Below are 16,943 nucleotides of genomic sequence, written 5' to 3'. Positions count from 1 at the left end.
GTTTTCGAGATTTTTGCGGAGGTCATCATGACAGCCCCGCCTCTTCTCGATGTCCACGACCTCACCGTCGAATTCACCACGCGGCGCGGCATTGTCAGGGCCGTGCAGCATGTCAATATTTCGGTAGCCAAAGGCGAAACGCTCGGCATCGTCGGCGAATCCGGCTCCGGCAAATCGGTGACATCATATGCGGTGATGCGGATCCTCGACCGCGCCGGCAGGATCGCCGACGGTTCGGTGATGTTCTCCGGCATTGACGTCAAGGCTGCGACCGAGCTCGAGATGCGCGATCTGCGCGGCCGCGAAATCTCGATGATTTTCCAGAACCCGCGCGCGGCGCTGAACCCGATCCGCAAAGTGGGTGATCAGATCGAGGACGTACTGCGCCAGCACGTGCAGAGCGCAGCCAGCGACCGCGGCGAGAAGGCGATCGAGGCGCTGGAGCAGGTCAAGATTGCCCGTCCACGCGAGCGCTATCATGCCTATCCGTTCGAGCTTTCGGGCGGCATGTGCCAGCGCGTTGTGATCGCGCTGGCACTGGCCTGCAATCCGCAGCTTCTGATCGCGGACGAGCCGACGACGGGACTCGACGTCACCACCCAGAAGGCGGTGATGGACCTGATCGTCGAACTGACGAAGCGCCGGCACATGTCGACGATCCTGATCACGCATGATCTAGGCCTCGCCGCCGCCTACTGCGACCGCGTGGTCGTCATGGAAAAGGGCCGGGTGGTCGAGACCGCGAAGTCGGCGGATATCTTTGCCAGACCCGAGCACGCCTACACGAAAAGGTTGATGCGCGCGACGCCAAGGATTGGGGTGTCGCTGCGGGATCTGCTTCCCGAAGACGAGGCGGCGGTCTCTGCCTCTCTCCGCACGCGGGGAGAGGTCGACGCGCGAAGCGCGGCGGGTGAGGGGGACTCTCCGCAGACTGCGCTCGCTGAAACAGCCCCTCACCCCGACCCTCTCCCCGCGAAGAGCGGGGAGAAGGAGCAGAAACCCCTCCTCCTCGTCGAAAAGCTGGTGAAAGAATACCCGCGCCAGGGCGCCACTGCCGTGCTCGGCAAGTTGTTCTCCCGCAAGCCGCCGGTGGAAGCGGAAGTCTTCCGCGCTGTCGACGGCATCAGTTTCACCGTCGGCCACGGCGAGAGCGTCGGTCTCGTCGGTGAATCCGGCTGCGGCAAATCGACGACGTCGATGATGGTGATGCGGCTGTTGGACCAGACGTCCGGGCGCATCAGTTTCGATGGCGAGGAGATCGGCGCCATCCTGCCGCAGGCCTTTGCGCGGCTGCCGCTGCGCAAGAGCATCCAGATGGTGTTCCAGGATCCGACCGACAGCCTCAACCCGCGCTTCACCGCGGCACGCGCGATTGCCGATCCGCTTCTGCAACTCGGCGACATCAGGGGACGTGACGCGCTTCGCGCCCGCTGCGAGAAACTCGCCGGCCTGGTCGGCCTTCCGATCGACCTGCTTGATCGCTTCCCGCACCAATTGTCCGGCGGCCAGAAAGCCCGCGTCGGCATCGCGCGCGCGATTGCGCTGCATCCCAAACTGGTGATCCTCGACGAGCCCACGGCAGCGCTCGACGTCTCCGTTCAGGCCGTCGTGCTCAATCTGCTACGGGACCTCAAGCAATCCATGGGCATGAGTTATTTGTTCGTGTCGCATGATCTCAATGTGGTGCGTCTGCTCTGCGATCGTGTCATCGTGATGCGGGCGGGGCGAATCGTCGAGCATGGTCCATCCGAACGCGTGCTCGGCGATCCGCAGGACGCTTATACTAAGGAATTGCTGACGGCGATCCCGCATCCGCCGTTGCCGGTTCACTAGAAACGCGAATGGAAACGAAATGGCCACCGATCCCCTGGACAATTACATCGACGCCGTCGCCAAGGCGCTGGCGCTGCTGGTCGAGGAAGCCTGGCGTCCCGCAGTGCGGGCGAACCTCGAAGTGTCGCTGAGGCTGGCGCGGCTGGTCGATGAATTCCCGCTGCCGGACGAGACCGAGCCGGCCAGCGTCTACACAGCGTGATAAGGTTATGACCGTGAACAGTGACGGGCTATCGGCCCAACAAATCGCGCAGGCCGTCGCGGGCGGAAAGCTATCCGCAATCTACGCGACCGAAACCGCACTGGCGCGAATCGCCAAATATGATTCCGTGCTGAACTCGTTTACCGACATCACCGCGGATCGCGCGCGCGCAAAAGCCCGCGCAGTTGATGCCGCCATCGCCGCCGGCCAGAGCGTGGGACCGCTTGCCGGCGTGCCGTTCGCGGTAAAGAACCTGTTCGACGTGAAGGGTCTCGCCACCCGCGCCGGATCGAAGATCAACCGCGATCTTGCCCCGTCACCGCGCGACGCCACGCTGATCGAGCGCATGGAAGCGGCCGGCGCCGTGCTGGTCGGCGCGCTCAACATGGGCGAATACGCCTATGACTTTACCGGCGAGAACGTGCATGACGGCCCGTCGCGCAATCCGCATGATCCGACGCGGATGACCGGCGGCTCGTCGGGTGGTTCTGGCAGTGCGGTCGGCGGCGCTCTTGTTCCGATCGCCCTGGGGTCCGATACCAACGGATCGATCCGCGTGCCGTCGTCGTTCTGCGGAATCTTTGGGCTGAAGCCGACCTATGGCCGGCTGTCACGCGCCCGCTCGTTTCCCTTTGTCGCAAGCCTCGATCATCTCGGGCCGTTCGCTCGCAATGTCGGCGACCTCGCGCTGGCTTATGATGCGATGCAGGGACTGGATGCCGATGACGCCGCCTGCACGACACGGCCGGTCGAACCGGTTGCGCCGCTGCTGGCCCAAGGCGTCGACGGCTTGCGAGTCGCGGTGGCCGGCGGGTACTTTCAGAAGAACGTCTTTCCGGAAGCGGTCGAGGCCGTGGCGCGCATCGCCAAGGCGCTGAACGCGACCAAGACAGTCGAGATTCCCGAGGCCGCGCGCGCCCGCGCCGCGGCTTACGTGATCACCACGACCGAGGGCGCATCGCTGCATCTCGATCGCCTGCGCAAGCGGCCGAACGATTTCGACCCCGCCGTGCGTGACCGCCTGATCGCCGGTGCCATGGTTCCGGCGCCGCTGGTCGACCGCGCGCAAAAATTCCGCCGCTGGTATCGGGCAAGAGTGCTGGAGCTGTTCCAATCGGTGGACGTGATCATCGCGCCCGCGACGCCCTGCATCGCGCCCAAGCTCGGGCAGGTCAACTTCGTGCTCGACGGCGTCGAACTGCCGGTACGCGCCAATATCGGCATCCACACCCAGCCGATTTCGTTCATCGGCCTGCCGGTGGTGGCGGTGCCGGTGCCGCTGGAGCCGATGCCGATCGGCGTGCAGATCATCGCCGCGCCCTGGCGGGAAGACATCGCACTGCGAGTTGCGCATGCGCTGGAGCGGATGGGTGTTGCGGCAGCGCCTGCGCCGAGAGGACTGTAGCCATGGAGATCGATCTTCCCGAGGTAGTGGCCGAAGTCACCGCGCAATTCCAGCGCTACGAAAAGGCGCTGGTGTCGAACGATGTCGCGGTGCTCGACGAACTGTTCCGCAACGATCCCCGCACGCTGCGCTATGGCATCGGCGAAAATCTCTACGGCTACGACGCCATCATGGCGTTCCGCGCCGCGCGCTCGCCGGTCGGGCTGATGCGGCGGACTGACAGGACCGTGATCACGACGTATGGCCGCGACACCGCCGTTGCCTCGACGCTGTTCTATCGCGACGGCGCGCCGGGAAAGGTAGGGCGGCAGATGCAAACCTGGATACGGTTTTCCGAAGGTTGGAAGATCGTCGCGGCCCATGTCAGCATCATCGACGAGCCCAAATCTTCTGAGCAAACGTCTTCCAAGCAAACGGATCAAAAGGCATGAGTCTGGAGGATCTGCCGGAAGCCACGGTTCGCCGCGTCGATCGCCCTTCGTCGCAGCGGGACAAGGTCACGCGCGCGGAAGAACTGCGGCTGCAGCTTGCCGATGAGATCGTGCGCGGCGTGTTGCCGCCGGGTTCAGCGCTCGATGAGACCGATATCGCCCGGCGCTTTGCTGTGTCCCGCACGCCGGTACGTGAAGCGTTGCGCCAGCTCGTGGCGAGCGGCTTGGTCGAGGCTCGCGCCCACCGTGGCGCCGTGGTGGCGCAGCCTTCGCTCGACCGCTTGACCGAAATGTTCGAAGCGATGGCGGAATTGGAAGCGCTGTGCGCGGGGTTAGCCGCCGAGCGGATGCCGCCGGGGGACCGTCAGAAACTGGAAGCGATCCACGAGGAATTGCGGGTGCTGAGCCATGCCGGCAATCCCGAACGCTTTCACGCGGTCAACGAGCGCTTTCACAACGCGATCTATGCCGGCTCGCAGAACAGCTACATCGCCGAGATGACGCTGGCCACACGGGTGCGCGTGCAGCCGTTCCGCCGCGCCCAGTTCCGCAATCTCGGGCGGCTGGCAAAGTCGCACGCCGAACACGACCGTGTGGTAGTCGCTATCATGCGCGGCGACAAGGCGGGCGCTGCGGCGGCGATGCGCGCCCATATCGAGCTGGTGCGCGGGGAGTACGAGATCTACGCGGTGTCGGTGTAGACGCTCGTCATTGCGAGGAGCGAAGCGACGAAGCAATCCATCGTTCCGCATACGTGGAGGGGTGGATTGCTTCGCTTCGCTCGCAATGACGGCTCAAGCCGTCGCCTTCTCCATGAACGCACGCCAGCCACCGTAGGCCGAAATATCTCGCGCGTCTTTGATCGCTGCGGGCTCGACGAGAAAACCCTTTACCCCTCTGCCGTCCGCGAGCCTTATGGTGCCGATGCCGAGCGGCGGCGGGATCGCGGCGACGAACTTGCCGAACGACGCCGCTGGCAAAGCCCATAGCTCCAGCTTGATCGAATGGCCCGCGCCAGCCTCCACGCGCAGCATGCCGGGCTTCGGCGGCATGGTATCGAGCGCGTAGAGCCTGTAGTCCGGCGCTGTCGTGGTCGCCTCGAGCAGGCGGGCGCCGAGCGCCTGCAGCTCGCCGTTGAGCGCCATGCCGGAAAGATGCGCGCCGACCACGGCGAGGGTGATTTCATCGCCGCCCGCCGCTGGCGGTAGCAAAGCAAGCGTTGGCTGGGTCACGCCCTTGGCTCCCATCTTCAGTTTTGTATCGGCATGAAACATGCGACCGATGCTGGCGAGTTGCGCGTCGCGTCCCGCAGGCGCCAATAGCGTGATACCGAACGGGATGCCGTCGGGCCGCATCGCGGCCGGCAGCGCAAGCCCGCAGAGATCGAGCAAATTCACAAAATTGGTGTAGGTACCGAGCCGGCTGTTGAGTTCGATCGGATTGGCCAGCACCTGCGCCGTCGAATAGGCGGTCGGCGCCGTCGGTAGCACCATCGCGTCGAAACTGGCGAAGGTTTGCTCAGCCGTGCGCCGCAGCGCCTGCAAGCGATAGAGCGAGGCGAAGGTATCGGCCGCAGTCAGCCGCGCGCCGGCCACTGTGATCTCGCGCGTCACCGGATGAATCGAATCCGGCGAGGATGCCAGGAGGTCGCGGATGACAAGGTAACGCTCGGCTACCCACGGTCCCTCATAGAGTAGCCGCGCGGTTTCATAAAAAGGTTCGAGGTCGAATTCGACCAGCGTGGCGCCGAGCTGCGTCCAGCGCTTGAGCGCCTCGCCATAGGCTTTTTCCGAGGCGCGGTCGCCGAAGAAAATCAATTGGCCATTGCGCGGCACGCCAAGCCGGAGTTTTTCGGGAAATGCCGACATCGGGCCGAGCGGCCGATCGCGCGAAAACGGATCGGCGCCATCGGGTCCCGCCATCGCGGCTAGTGCCATCATCGCGTCGTCGACGGTGAGCGAGAACACCGAAATGCAGTCCAGCGTGCGGCAGGCCGGGACGAGCCCGGCGTTGGAGATCAGTCCGAGGCTCGGCTTGAGTCCTACGATGTTGTTGAGCATCGCCGGCACGCGGCCCGAGCCCGCGGTGTCGGTGCCGAGCGCCAGCGGCACCAAGCCGGCGGAAACCGCAACCGCCGAGCCTGAACTCGACCCGCCCGGAACGAGATCAGCGCGGATCGGGTTGACGGGAATACCGTAAGGCGAGCGGACGCCAACCAGGCCGGTCGCGAACTGGTCGAGATTGGTCTTGCCGATGACGATGGCGCCAGCCGCGCGCAGTTTTGCGACGGCCGTGGAATCCTGTGCGGGCGAATACGAGAAGGCCGGGCAGGCGGCCGTGGTCGGCATGCCCCGCGCATCAATATTGTCTTTCACTGCCACCGGCACGCCGAGCAGCGGAAGCGATGCCGCATCTTTCGAGGCCAGCGCTTCGGCCTCGCTAAGCGCATCCTTCTCGTCGCGCAGGCTGATGAACACGGCGGGATCATTATGGTCGCGGATGCGCTGATAGCTGCGCGCGACGGTTTGCCCCGGGGTGATCGCGCCGGCGCGGTGCGCGGCGACGATGGCGGCAATGGTTTCAGGCGCGTCGGACCCCATGGCGGGCAAAACTCCAGCGAGCAAACGTTACCCCGACTGAAGCAAGCGATGTGCCATTGTGTACAATGGCTCGGTCAGGGTAGGTGTCAAAGATAGAAACCTAATTTCAGACACTTACTGTGCAACGGCGTGTGCTGTGCGAGGGCCGCGCAGTCGAGCGCGTGCCTAAAATTTGGGCGGAGAAGCCCAAGGCGCGGCGCCGGCCGTGATCAGGTGAAGTCCGAGAGAATCTGCAGCAGTTTCTCCCGGTTCTCCTTGCCGATCTTTTCGGCCACATGGCGCTCATGTTCGGCGGCAAGCCGCTTGAACTGCGCCAGCGCCGTCCGGCCGCGCGCGGTCAGGTGCAGCGCGTGGGAGCGCCGGTCGGTGGCGGATTTGACGCGGCTGACGAGATCGCGCTGTTCAAGACTGTCCAGGAGATGCACCAGCCGGGCGCGTTCGATGCCGAGCCGCTTGGCCACCGCCATCTGGCTCAGGCCCGGGTTGGCGCCGATTATCGTCATCACGGAATACTGCGTGGGCCGGATATCGACAGCGCCGAGCGTGCGAATGAAATCCTGAAAAATCCAGATCTGAAAGCGCCGCACCGCATAGCCGGCGTGGCCCGCCAGCGCGTCGAGGCCGATTTCGCCATTCATTAGATCGCTGTGCGCGTTGCCGTTTTCACTTCGCGCGCGGCCGGGGCGCGGCCGAATACCAGCGCGTGAGTTGGCAATTCTGGGTGCCTGACTGTTCCTCGCCATCGTTCCCTTCTAGCGCTTCACGCAGCTAAGGGGAAGATTGTTGTTGACGACAACAATTGTTGTGCTCAACATTAGCTTCAAGCCAGCCCTTTCGAGGCTGCAGGAGGAAGCCCATGACCATCGCCGCCATAAGCGGTGCCGATTCCCAAAATCTTTTCGCGACACCCGAGATCGTTGCCGATCGCCGGACCGATGGCAGCATCATCCTGAAATCGACCACGCCGCTGCGGCCGAGTGCGCGCTGCATCGGCGACTGGCTCGAGCACTGGGCGCGGCAGGCGCCGGACCGGATCTTTCTCGCCGATCGCGCGGGCGCGGATGCGCCGTGGTCGACCGTTACTTACAAGGGTGCCTTGAAGCAGGTGCGCTCGGTCGCCAGCTGGATTCTCGCGCAGGGACTAAGCGCCGAGCATCCGCTGGTGATCCTATCCGACAACAGCGTCGAGCACGCGCTGTTCGCGCTCGCGGCCCAGCATGTCGGCGTGCCCTCGGCCGCGATTTCGCCGGCCTATTCGCTGATGTCCAAGGACTTCGACAAGCTCAAGAGCATGATCAAGCTGCTCGAACCTGGCGCGATTTACGTTTCCAACACAAAACCGTTTGCCGCGGCGTTGGCGGCGATCTCGCCGCTGCATTCGGCCACCATCGTCAGCGGCAGTGCGGACGACGGCGACGCGATCTCCTTCCGCGCCATCACGGCAACGCCGGAAACGCCTGATGTCGAAAAGGCCTTTGCCGCGGTGACGCCGGACACCATCGCAAAATTCCTGTTCACCTCGGGCTCGACCGGCACGCCAAAGGCCGTGATCAATACCCAGCGCATGCTGACCTCGAGCCAGCAGGCCAAAGCGCAGACCTGGACGTTCCTCGAAGATATCGGCGAGGATCTCGTGATCCTCGACTGGCTGCCCTGGAGCCACACCTTCGGTGCCAACCACAATTTCAATCTAGTGTTGCGCAACGGTGGCACGCTCTATGTCGATGGCGGCAAGCCGGCACCGGGGCTGTTCGCGACCTCGCTGGCAAATTTGCGCAGCGTGATGCCAACCGTCTATTTCAACGTGCCGCGCGGCTTTGACATGCTGATCGCGGCGCTGCGCGGCGACGACGAGTTGCGGAAGAAGTTTTTCAGCGAGGTGAAGTTCGCTTTCTACGCCGGCGCAGCGCTGCCGCAGAATCTGTGGGACGCGCTGGAAGAACTCTCGATCAAGACGGTTGGCCGTGCGCTGCCGATGGTGTCGGCCTGGGGCTCGACCGAAACCTCGCCGCTCGCCACCGATTGCCACTTTCAGGCCAGGCGCTCCGGCAATATCGGCGTGCCGATCCCCGGGACCGAACTGAAGCTGGTGCCGTCAGGCGACAAGCTGGAGGTGCGGGTGCGCGGCCCGAATGTCACGCCCGGTTACTGGAAGGCGCCGGAATTGACCGCGCAGGCGTTCGACGAGGAGGGCTTTTACCTAATCGGCGACGCCGTGACCTTTGCCGATCCGGCGCGTCCCGAACTCGGACTGTTCTTCGATGGCCGCGTCGCCGAGGACTTCAAGCTCAATTCGGGCACCTGGGTCAGCGTCGGCACCTTGCGCGTCGCCGGCATCGCTGCGCTGGCGCCGCTGGCGCAGGACATTGTCGTGACCGGCCATGGCAGCGACGAGGTTCGCTTCCTCGTGTTTCCGAATATTGCGGCCTGCCGTGCCCACGCCGGTTTGCCCGACAGCGCCGACGTGAATGATGTGATTGGCCACGACAAGGTTCGAAGTGAGATTGCCCAAGGGCTCGCGCGGCTGAAGGCGCAAGCTGGCAATTCGTCCGGTCACGCAACGCGCGCGCTGCTTTTGGCCGAACCCGCGTCCGTCGACGGCGGCGAGATCACCGACAAGGGCTATATCAACCACCGTGCGGTGCTGACGCGGCGCGCGAGCGCAGTGGCAACGCTGGACGACGACGCCTCGGCCGAATGGATCGGCTGCGCCGGCTGACGCTAGAGCATGATGAAATTGGATTTGATTGCGACCACGAAGAAGGTGCGCTCCCTCTCCCGCTTGCGGGGGAGGGCTGGGGTGGGGGTGTCTCCGCGGGCGACACTGCCCGAGTGGAGAGAGCGCCCCCCACCCGGCGCTTCGCGCCGACCTAAGAGCGAGCTTCGCTCGTCTCGACCCCGCAAGCGGGAGAGGTGAAGCGCGTCTGCGGCCAAATCGATCTAACCAAAAATCATCATGCTCTAGGCGCGTCGGGATGCCGCGTGCTTGTGCGCCTCGACCAGCCGCACCAGCATCTGCAAGAAAGCCGTCTGCTCGGTCTTGCTGAGCGCGGAAAGCGTTTGCGCATTAAAGCTCTCGCCAAGCCGGCTGGCCTCGTCGGCGCGCCTCTCGCCCGCCGCGCTGAGGCTGAGCTCGACCGCGCGCTTGTCCCGCGCGGATCGCTTCCGCTTCAAGACGCCGGTCTCCTCCATCCGTGACAGGATTTTCACGAGGTTTGGGAGCTGCATCTTCAACACGGCGGCGAGTTCGCTCTGCGTCACCGTCTTGTTGTCCCGCACCGTAACCAGGATGGCGTATTCGAGCGGTGAAAGTTTTAAGGACTCGAAATACGGATAGAACGCCTCGAAGTTCTCCAACTGCAGGATCCGGATCATGAATCCCGGGGTCTGCTGCAGCGCGGTGAGATCGAGTTTTCGCGCCAAGTGCGGCACGGCCGGTCTGGCGGCTCCGTTGCCCTTGCGCATCGAAACTTTTCCGATTCGTTCCATGGGGAATAGCTCGCACGGCATCACATGAATTGACAATCCTCAAAATGCTTATAAGTTATAAGTAATTTCGAAGCGGTCGCGAAGGTCGCCTTTTCCATGCAGGAGGGAACGCATGCGAGAGTTTTGTCGCACAGGAATGCTCATGGTCGCGCTCGGCGGAATCTTCGCCGGCGCTTCCCAAGTCCAAGCCCAAGACCGCGTCCGGATCGGCGTGCTCAACGACCAGTCGGGCGTGTTCTCGACCTACCAAGGCATCGGCTCGGTCATCGCCGCGCAAATGGCGGTGGAGGATTATGGCGGCAAGGCCGCCGGCAAGGTGGTCGACGTGATCACGGCCGATCACCAGAACAAGACCGACGTCGGCGTAGGCATCGCGCGGCGCTGGTACGACACCGAAAGCATCGACGCCATCTTCGACTTGCCGAACTCGGCGATTGCGCTCGCCGTCGCCAATATGAGCGAGCAGAAGAACAAGGTCTTCATCGGCTCGGGCGCCGGCACCGCGCTTCTCACCGGCGAGAAGTGCACGCCGAATACCGTGCACTGGACCTACGATACGTATGCCTATGGCCGCGGTCTCGGCAAAGCCGTGGTAGCCCAAGGCGGCAAGAAATGGTTCTTCCTGACCGCCGATTACGCCTTCGGCCATGACCTGGAGAAGCAGGCGATGGAAGGCGTCAAGGCCTCCGGCGGCGAAGTGCTCGGCGCCGTGCGCCATCCGCTCGGCACCGCCGACTATGCTTCCTTCTTGCTGCAGGCGCAGGCCTCGGGCGCCGACATCGTCGGCGTCGCCAATGCCGGCGACGACACCATCACCTCGATCAAGCAGGCGGCGGAGTTCGGGCTGACCCGGAAGCAAAGGCTGGTCGGGCTGATCCTCGGCATGAATGGCATTCCCGCGCTCGGCCTGAAGGCGGCGCAGGGCGCGCAGATCATGAATCCATTCTACTGGGATTTGAACGACGGCACGCGCGCTTTTGCAAAGCGGTTCGCCGAGCGTCATCCGCAAAAGAATTATCCGAACGACATGCAGGCCGGCGTCTATGCTTCGGTGCTGCATTATCTGAAGGCCGTCGACAAGGTCGGCGGTGCCGCCGACGGCAAGGCCGTGGTGTCGGCGATGAAGGCGATGCCGACCGACGATCCGCTGTTCGGCAAGGGAACGATCCGCGCCGACGGGCGTAAGATTCATCCGCTGTTTCTGCTCGAGGTGAAGAAGCCTGACGAATCCACGTCGAAATGGGATCTGTTGAAGGTTGTCGCTACGATCCCGGGCGATCAGGCTTTTCGTCCCGAAAGCGAGGGTAACTGCCCACTGGTCAAAAGGTGACTTGACCGGCGGCGGCCGGCACGAACCGGCCGGGGCGAAAATCGATCGTCGAGGCTGGTCGTATATGTTGCCAAGGCAACCAGTTTATGCGAGCGTGTTTTCACAAAGCGGCCGATCGCAGAGCACGGAGATTGCCGGGCCGCACAGGGAGAAACGGATGTGTGGGCGTGTCGGGTCGCGACGCCATGCGATGTCGCGTGCGCAGTCGGGTGGCCGCGGCGTAGCTAATAGGCGCCGCTCAGCTCTGCGTATCGACTTCGCCCGCGCCTTTCACGGCGTCGAGATTGCCGTGCACCCGCAGCAGCAGCGCGATCAGGGTCTCCCGCTCCGGCTTGCTCAGGCAGGAGAGCAGGCGACGCTCGCGTTCGAGCGCTACCGCGATGACCTGGTCATGGGTGGCATAGCCCTTCGGGGTCAGCGAGATCGAGTGGGTGCGACCGTCCTCGCGGTCGGCCCTGATGCTGACCAGCCCGCGTTCTTCCATGCCGGCCAGCGTCCGGCTCACGGGTCCCTTGTCGAAACCGATCACGTGGCAGATCCGCGCCGCCGAAATTTCCGGCTCGATTGCGAGCAGCGACAGGATCCGCCATTCCGTGACGTTGACCCCAAAGCGCTTCTGATAGACCACGGTCGCACTGCGCGACAATTTGTTGGCGATGAAGGTGATGAGGGCCGGAACGTAACGGTCGAGGTCGAGCACCTGTTCGGCCCGTCCGCTCCTGCCTGCCGCGCCCGCACGGGGCGCGCGCGCCTGTCTGTTCCTGCTCATGCTTTTCCGATGCTGCTCCAGCGGTCCAGACATAGAGACAGCGCACGCCGCTCTGCAAGAACATTATGCAGGAGACCCACATGAGCGCGACATCCCGGATCGATTCTGCAACCCCGGAGCGGAGTGCGCCGGCCGGCGTGCCCCATCTGGACGTGGACCCGTTCTCGACCGAGTTTTTCGAGGATCCGCACCGGATCCACAATGTCCTCCGCGAGGCCGGGCCGGTGGTCTGGCTCGAAAAGTGGAGCGTCTATGGCGTCGCACGCTATGCCGAGGTGCACGCCGTCCTCAACGATCCCCTGACCTTCTGTTCGAGCCGCGGCGTTGGCTTGAGCGATTTCGCCAAGGAGAAGCCGTGGCGACCGCAAAGCATCATCCTTGAAGCGGACCCGCCAGCGCATACCAGGACACGCGCGGTGCTCGCTCAAGTGCTGTCGCCGACGGCGATGAAGCAGGTCCGTGAACATTTCACGGCGATGGCCGCGGCCAAGGTCGACGAATTGCTGGCGCGCGGAAGTTTCGATGCGGTTGCCGACCTCGCGGAGGCCTATCCGCTCTCGGTATTTCCCGATGCGATGGGCCTGAAGCAGGAAGGGCGGGAGAATCTGCTGCCCTATGCGAGCCTGGTCTTCAACGCGTTCGGGCCACCGAACCAGTTGCGCCAGGAGGCGATCGAGCGCTCCGCGCCGCACCAGGCCTATGTCGCCGCGCAATGCCAGCGTGAAAATCTTGCGCCCGGCGGCTTCGGCGCCTGCATCCACGCCCGCGCCGACGCCGGCGACATCACGGCGGAAGAGGCCCCTCTGTTGGTGCGCTCGCTGCTTTCGGCCGGGCTCGACACCACCGTCAACGGCATCGGCGCCGCCGTCTATTGCCTGGCGCGCTTCCCCGATCAGCTTGCGCGGCTGCGCGGCGATCCGACGCTGGCGCGCAACGCATTCGAGGAAGCGATCCGCTTCGAAAGCCCGGTGCAAACCTTCTTTCGTACCACGACGCGGGAGGTCGAGCTCGCCGGTCACCGCATCGGAGAGGGCGAGAAGGTTCTGATGTTCCTCGGCGCCGCCAACCGCGATCCGCGGCGTTGGGAAAATCCAGATAGCTACGACGTGACCCGCCGCACCTCGGGCCATGTCGGCTTTGGCTCGGGCATCCATATGTGCGTCGGCCAGCTTCTCGCCCGGCTCGAAGGCGAGGTGATGCTGGCGGCGATCGCGCGCAAGGTTGCAAGTATCGAGATATCAGGCCCGGTGAAGCGCCGCTACAACAACACGCTGCGCGGCCTCGAAAGTCTCCCCATCACGATTTCTCCGGCCTGACGGACCGCCCATGCCCAGCATCACGTTTGTTCACCCTGACGGCCGGGCGCAGCGCGTCGACGCCCGCGATGACGAAAGCGCGATGCAGGCTGCGACGCGCCACGATGTCGGTGGAATTCTGGCCGAATGCGGCGGCAACGCGATGTGCGCCACCTGCCATGTCTATGTCGAAGAGGGCTGGCTCGCCCGCCTGCCGGGCATCGGCGACGACGAGGACGCGCTGCTGGACGGCGCCGCCGCCGAACGGCGGACCAACAGCCGTCTGTCCTGCCAGATCAAGCTTGCTGCCGATCTCGATGGTTTGGTTCTCAATCTGCCGGACCGGCAATTGTGACGGCCTAATCGCCTGAACTGAAGTCAAACCCGGCGAAGTCCGGGAACGCTCAAGAGCCAATTCGAAAGGGAGAGAACAATGAGGGGTTTCAGGTTAGGTCTCGCGCTTGCCTTGTCTTGTGTGGCGTCGGGCGCGGCGCGCGCGGAAATTTCCGATAACGTCGTGCGCATCGGCGTGCTGAACGACATTTCCGGTATCTTCCAGGACACCAACGGCATGGGCTCGGTGGAAGCCGCGCGCATGGCGGCGGAAGATTTCAATGGCGGCGGCAAGGGTATCAAGGTCGAGATCGTCTATGCCGATCACCAGAACAAGGCCGACGTCGGTTCGGCGATCGTGCGCAAATGGCTCGACGTAGACGGCGTCGATGCCGTGGTCGACGTGCCGAATTCGGCTGTCGGCCTCACCATCAATTCATTGCTGCGCGATACCCGCATGACGTTCCTGGCGTCGTCCACCGCGAGCTCTGACCTGACCGGCAAGGCCTGCTCCCCCAACACAATCCAGTGGGTCAATGACGCCTGGGCGACCGGCAACTCGACCGCGGCGGCGATGATGGCGCGCGGCGGCAAGGAATGGTACTTCATCACGGTGAATTTTGCGCTCGGCCAGGGCATCGAGGCCGAGGCCACCAACTACATCGAAAAGCACGGCGGCAAGGTGCTGGGCTCGGCCAAGCATCCGCTAAACACGCCGGACTTTGCCTCGCTTCTGCTGCAGGCGCAGAATTCCAAGGCCAAGGTCATCGGCCTCGCCAATGCCGGCGGCGACACCGTCAATGCGGTAAAGCAAGCGGCCGAGTTCGGGCTTCAGCAAAGCGGACAGACGATGGTGGCGTTCCTGCTGTTCATCAACGACGTCCATGGCATGGGTCTGAAGGTAGGTCAGGGCCTGCAACTGTTCGAGGCGTTTTACTGGGACATGGATGAAAACACCCGCGCGTTTGCAAAGCGCTTCGCGGCGCGGCCGGGCGTGAACGGCAAGATGCCGAGCGGCAATCAGGCCGGCGTCTATGCCTCTACGCTCGCCTATCTCAACGCAGTGGCCGCGACCGGCAGCGACCACGCCAAGGATGCGGTGCCCGAGATGAAGAAGTTCAAGGGCAAGGACAAGCTGTTCGGCGATGTCACCATCCGCCAGGACGGCCGCGTCATCCACCCGATGTACCTGTTCGAGGTGAAGAAGCCGGAAGAGTCGAAATATCCCTACGATTACTACAAGCTGATCTCGACCATTCCGGCCGACCAGGCCTTCCGCCCGCTTGCCGACGGCGGCTGCTCGCTGGTGAAGTGAAAGGCACTGCTGCGCCCTTTCCCGCTTGCGGGAGAGGCATAGGCGGCCTGTGGCCGCCGTTCTTCAGAAGGACGCCGATGCGGAGCATCGGCTATGGGTGAGGGTGTCTCCGCATAACCGATGTCAGACGCGAGGCAGGCACAGCGCAATCTTATTTCGATTGACGTCCGCACGGCGCGAACCATTGTTGGCCTGACGGCCGGCCGAAAAACGCGGCTGCAGGACGATAGAGTGGAGGAAACGATGCAACGCCACAAGTTCGATATGCGTGCGTGGGTTCAGTTGGCTGCGCTGGCCGCTGCGAGTTTGTTCTTCGCCGCGAATGCGATGGCCGCGAAGATGACCGGCGATCCCGCCGCGACCTGCAGCGATCTTATCCGGCCGACCGACAATGCCGTGCGGATCGATTCTGCGACCATGGTCGCGCCGTCGCCGCTCGCCGTCGCCGAAAGAGGACCGACACCGGCAGCGCGCATCACCCCGGCCAATCCGGAATTCTGCAAGGTGCTCGGCCAGATCGCGCCGGCCGATCCCAAGGCGCCGCCGATCAAATTCCAGGTCAATCTGCCCGTGGAGTGGAACGGCCGCTCGCTGCAATATGGCGGCGGCGGCTTCAACGGCGTGCTGATCACCGGCCTTGCCTTGCCGCCGGCTTATCCGTTCGGCGCGCCGTCGCCGCTGGCGCGCGGGTTCGTCACCTACGGCACGGATTCCGGCCACGAGACCAAGCCGGGCGAGCCGCCGCAGACGTTTGCGCTCAACGACGAAGCCTTTGAGAATTTCGCCCATCGTTCCTACAAGCGCGTGCGCGACGCCGCGGTTGCCCTGATGGTGCGTGCCTACGGCAACCCGCCGGCCAAGCTGTATTTCATGGGATCGTCGGAAGGTGGCCGCGAGGGGCTCACGATGGCGCAGCGCTATCCCGACGATTTTGACGGCATCTTTGCCCGCGTGCCCGTCATCAACTGGGTCGGATTGCAGCATGCCGGGACGCGGTCGGGGCTCGCAACGATGGGCGAGGGCTGGATACGCCCTGCGCAGGTCGAACTCGTTGCCAAGGCGGTGCTTGCTGCTTGCGACAAGGCCGACGGCGCCGAGGATTCCCTGGTGCTGGACCCGGTTGGCTGCAAGGCGAAATTCCAGCCGGACACATTGCGTTGCGCGGCGGGCCAAAGCGGCGATCAGTGCCTGAGCGAGGCGCAGATTGCGGCAATCAAAACGCTGCATTCGACGTACAAGTTTTCGTTTCCGCTGGAGAACGGCCTCGACGACTATCCGGGCTGGGGCGTCTCCGGCGAAAACATTCCTGCCTTCGGTCCGACCGGCGGCTGGGTCGCCTGGTGGCTCGGCAAAGCGGCGCCGGCGCAGCCGCCAGTGCCTGCGAACGGCATCGCCTGGATCTACGGCGCGGGCGGCATTCAATATGTGTTCGCGCGCGATCCGAAGCTCGACGTCATGACCTACAGGCCCGAGGATCACAAGGAGCGGCTGCTGCAGGTATCGCGGTTGATGGACTCGACAATCCCGACTTGAGCCGCTTTGCCGCGCGCGGCGGCAAGCTCGTGATTCTCGAGAACATGGCCGACTATGCCCAGAGCCCTTACGCGGGGATACGCTACTTCGAGAACGTGCAGCGCACATTGGGCAAGGAAAAGACCGCGGAGTTTGCCCGCCTCTACACGGCGCCCGGTGTCGACCATGTCGGCTCCGGCGCGCCCGCCAATGTCGACATGCTGGCCGTGCTCGTCGATTGGGTCGAGAACGGCAAGGCGCCTGGCGATCTCGAAGTGATCGAGCAGAAGGTCGAAGCGCCGGCGTTCGAGACGACGCGTTCGCTGCCGCTTTGCCAGTGGCCGGCATGGCCGCATTACAAATCGGGGCCGACGAGTAGCGCGGCCAGTTTTGCCTGTGCGCCGTGAGGGGCTCCGCCCGCACGATCCC

General features: G+C 64.1%; 14 protein-coding genes and 1 pseudogene. 11 read left to right on the top strand and 4 right to left on the bottom strand.

The window, feature by feature from the left end; genetic code table 11:
* Nucleotides 1-27 precede the first annotated feature (27 nt).
* From IVA95_RS20390 to IVA95_RS20370, 5 genes are read left to right on the top strand one after another with little or no spacing between them, the layout of a single operon-like run.
* A complete protein-coding gene (locus IVA95_RS20390; protein WP_247512082.1) occupies nucleotides 28-1,833 on the top strand; it encodes an ABC transporter ATP-binding protein in 1,806 nt (601 codons plus the stop codon).
* 19 nt (nucleotides 1,834-1,852) lie between these two features.
* Nucleotides 1,853-2,035, top strand: a complete 183-nt coding sequence (locus IVA95_RS20385; RefSeq protein WP_247512081.1) for a DUF4089 domain-containing protein — start codon at nucleotides 1,853-1,855, stop codon at nucleotides 2,033-2,035.
* Between the two features lie 7 nt (nucleotides 2,036-2,042).
* Nucleotides 2,043-3,440 (top strand): AtzE family amidohydrolase, encoded by a 1,398-nt coding sequence (locus IVA95_RS20380; protein ID WP_247512080.1) that lies wholly within the window; start codon nucleotides 2,043-2,045, stop codon nucleotides 3,438-3,440.
* Nucleotides 3,441-3,442: 2 nt separating this feature from the next.
* Entirely contained in the window at nucleotides 3,443-3,871 is a 429-nt protein-coding gene (gene hpxZ / locus IVA95_RS20375) for an oxalurate catabolism protein HpxZ (RefSeq protein ID WP_247512079.1), read from the top strand.
* A complete protein-coding gene (locus IVA95_RS20370; protein ID WP_247512078.1) occupies nucleotides 3,868-4,572 on the top strand; it encodes a GntR family transcriptional regulator in 705 nt (234 codons plus the stop codon). Before hpxZ ends, IVA95_RS20370 begins: the two co-directional genes overlap by 4 nt.
* A gap of 93 nt (nucleotides 4,573-4,665) precedes the next feature.
* Here the strand turns inward: IVA95_RS20370 and atzF are convergent, their stop codons facing one another.
* On the bottom strand, nucleotides 4,666-6,471 hold the full coding sequence (gene atzF / locus IVA95_RS20365; protein ID WP_247512077.1) for an allophanate hydrolase: 1,806 nt from the start codon (nucleotides 6,469-6,471) through the stop codon (nucleotides 4,666-4,668).
* 209 nt (nucleotides 6,472-6,680) lie between these two features.
* Nucleotides 6,681-7,109 (bottom strand): MarR family transcriptional regulator, encoded by a 429-nt coding sequence (locus IVA95_RS20360; protein ID WP_247512076.1) that lies wholly within the window; start codon nucleotides 7,107-7,109, stop codon nucleotides 6,681-6,683.
* A 218-nt stretch (nucleotides 7,110-7,327) separates the two neighbouring features.
* Here IVA95_RS20360 and IVA95_RS20355 point away from each other — a divergent pair, with 218 nt between their 5' ends.
* Entirely contained in the window at nucleotides 7,328-9,190 is a 1,863-nt protein-coding gene (locus IVA95_RS20355) for a feruloyl-CoA synthase (protein ID WP_247512075.1), read from the top strand.
* A gap of 242 nt (nucleotides 9,191-9,432) precedes the next feature.
* Here the strand turns inward: IVA95_RS20355 and IVA95_RS20350 are convergent, their stop codons facing one another.
* Nucleotides 9,433-9,936 carry a MarR family winged helix-turn-helix transcriptional regulator gene (locus tag IVA95_RS20350; RefSeq protein ID WP_247512074.1) on the bottom strand — a complete coding sequence of 168 codons (504 nt, stop codon included), beginning with the start codon at nucleotides 9,934-9,936 and terminating at the stop codon, nucleotides 9,433-9,435.
* Nucleotides 9,937-10,102: 166 nt separating this feature from the next.
* Between IVA95_RS20350 and IVA95_RS20345 the strand changes: the two genes are divergently transcribed.
* Complete coding sequence (locus IVA95_RS20345; protein ID WP_247512141.1) at nucleotides 10,103-11,290, top strand: ABC transporter substrate-binding protein; 1,188 nt, start codon at nucleotides 10,103-10,105, stop codon at nucleotides 11,288-11,290.
* Between the two features lie 238 nt (nucleotides 11,291-11,528).
* Here IVA95_RS20345 and IVA95_RS20340 read toward each other — a convergent pair whose 3' ends face one another.
* Nucleotides 11,529-12,059, bottom strand: a complete 531-nt coding sequence (locus tag IVA95_RS20340) for a MarR family transcriptional regulator (protein ID WP_247512073.1) — start codon at nucleotides 12,057-12,059, stop codon at nucleotides 11,529-11,531.
* 80 nt (nucleotides 12,060-12,139) lie between these two features.
* Between IVA95_RS20340 and IVA95_RS20335 the strand changes: the two genes are divergently transcribed.
* From IVA95_RS20335 to IVA95_RS20320, 4 genes and pseudogenes are all read left to right on the top strand, one after another.
* Nucleotides 12,140-13,375, top strand: a complete 1,236-nt coding sequence (locus IVA95_RS20335) for a cytochrome P450 (protein WP_247512072.1) — start codon at nucleotides 12,140-12,142, stop codon at nucleotides 13,373-13,375.
* A gap of 10 nt (nucleotides 13,376-13,385) precedes the next feature.
* Entirely contained in the window at nucleotides 13,386-13,709 is a 324-nt protein-coding gene (locus tag IVA95_RS20330) for a 2Fe-2S iron-sulfur cluster-binding protein (protein ID WP_247512071.1), read from the top strand.
* Nucleotides 13,710-13,787: 78 nt separating this feature from the next.
* Nucleotides 13,788-15,002, top strand: coding sequence for an ABC transporter substrate-binding protein (locus IVA95_RS20325; RefSeq protein WP_247512070.1), 1,215 nt, complete (start codon nucleotides 13,788-13,790; stop codon nucleotides 15,000-15,002).
* Nucleotides 15,003-15,341: 339 nt separating this feature from the next.
* Nucleotides 15,342-16,921 (top strand): annotated as a pseudogene (locus tag IVA95_RS20320) (tannase/feruloyl esterase family alpha/beta hydrolase).
* Nucleotides 16,922-16,943: the final 22 nt, after the last annotated feature.

It is taken from the genome of Bradyrhizobium sp. 157, from assembly GCF_023073815.1.
Taxonomy (GTDB): Bacteria; Pseudomonadota; Alphaproteobacteria; order Rhizobiales; family Xanthobacteraceae; genus Bradyrhizobium.
The sequence above is the reverse complement of the archived record's forward strand: the minus strand, read 5'-3'. Positions and strand labels throughout refer to the sequence as shown.

What these genes read in the sequence shown, in the direction of transcription:
- IVA95_RS20390 (WP_247512082.1), top strand. Translation starts at nt 28, where the DNA reads ATGACAGCCCCGCCTCTTCTCGATGTCCACGACCTCACCGTCGAATTC.
- IVA95_RS20385 (WP_247512081.1), top strand. Translation starts at nt 1,853, where the DNA reads ATGGCCACCGATCCCCTGGACAATTACATCGACGCCGTCGCCAAGGCG.
- IVA95_RS20380 (WP_247512080.1), top strand. Translation starts at nt 2,043, where the DNA reads ATGACCGTGAACAGTGACGGGCTATCGGCCCAACAAATCGCGCAGGCC.
- hpxZ (WP_247512079.1), top strand. Translation starts at nt 3,443, where the DNA reads ATGGAGATCGATCTTCCCGAGGTAGTGGCCGAAGTCACCGCGCAATTC.
- IVA95_RS20370 (WP_247512078.1), top strand. Translation starts at nt 3,868, where the DNA reads ATGAGTCTGGAGGATCTGCCGGAAGCCACGGTTCGCCGCGTCGATCGC.
- atzF (WP_247512077.1), bottom strand. Translation starts at nt 6,471, where the DNA reads ATGGGGTCCGACGCGCCTGAAACCATTGCCGCCATCGTCGCCGCGCAC.
- IVA95_RS20360 (WP_247512076.1), bottom strand. Translation starts at nt 7,109, where the DNA reads ATGAATGGCGAAATCGGCCTCGACGCGCTGGCGGGCCACGCCGGCTAT.
- IVA95_RS20355 (WP_247512075.1), top strand. Translation starts at nt 7,328, where the DNA reads ATGACCATCGCCGCCATAAGCGGTGCCGATTCCCAAAATCTTTTCGCG.
- IVA95_RS20350 (WP_247512074.1), bottom strand. Translation starts at nt 9,936, where the DNA reads ATGCGCAAGGGCAACGGAGCCGCCAGACCGGCCGTGCCGCACTTGGCG.
- IVA95_RS20345 (WP_247512141.1), top strand. Translation starts at nt 10,103, where the DNA reads ATGGTCGCGCTCGGCGGAATCTTCGCCGGCGCTTCCCAAGTCCAAGCC.
- IVA95_RS20340 (WP_247512073.1), bottom strand. Translation starts at nt 12,059, where the DNA reads ATGAGCAGGAACAGACAGGCGCGCGCGCCCCGTGCGGGCGCGGCAGGC.
- IVA95_RS20335 (WP_247512072.1), top strand. Translation starts at nt 12,140, where the DNA reads ATGAGCGCGACATCCCGGATCGATTCTGCAACCCCGGAGCGGAGTGCG.
- IVA95_RS20330 (WP_247512071.1), top strand. Translation starts at nt 13,386, where the DNA reads ATGCCCAGCATCACGTTTGTTCACCCTGACGGCCGGGCGCAGCGCGTC.
- IVA95_RS20325 (WP_247512070.1), top strand. Translation starts at nt 13,788, where the DNA reads ATGAGGGGTTTCAGGTTAGGTCTCGCGCTTGCCTTGTCTTGTGTGGCG.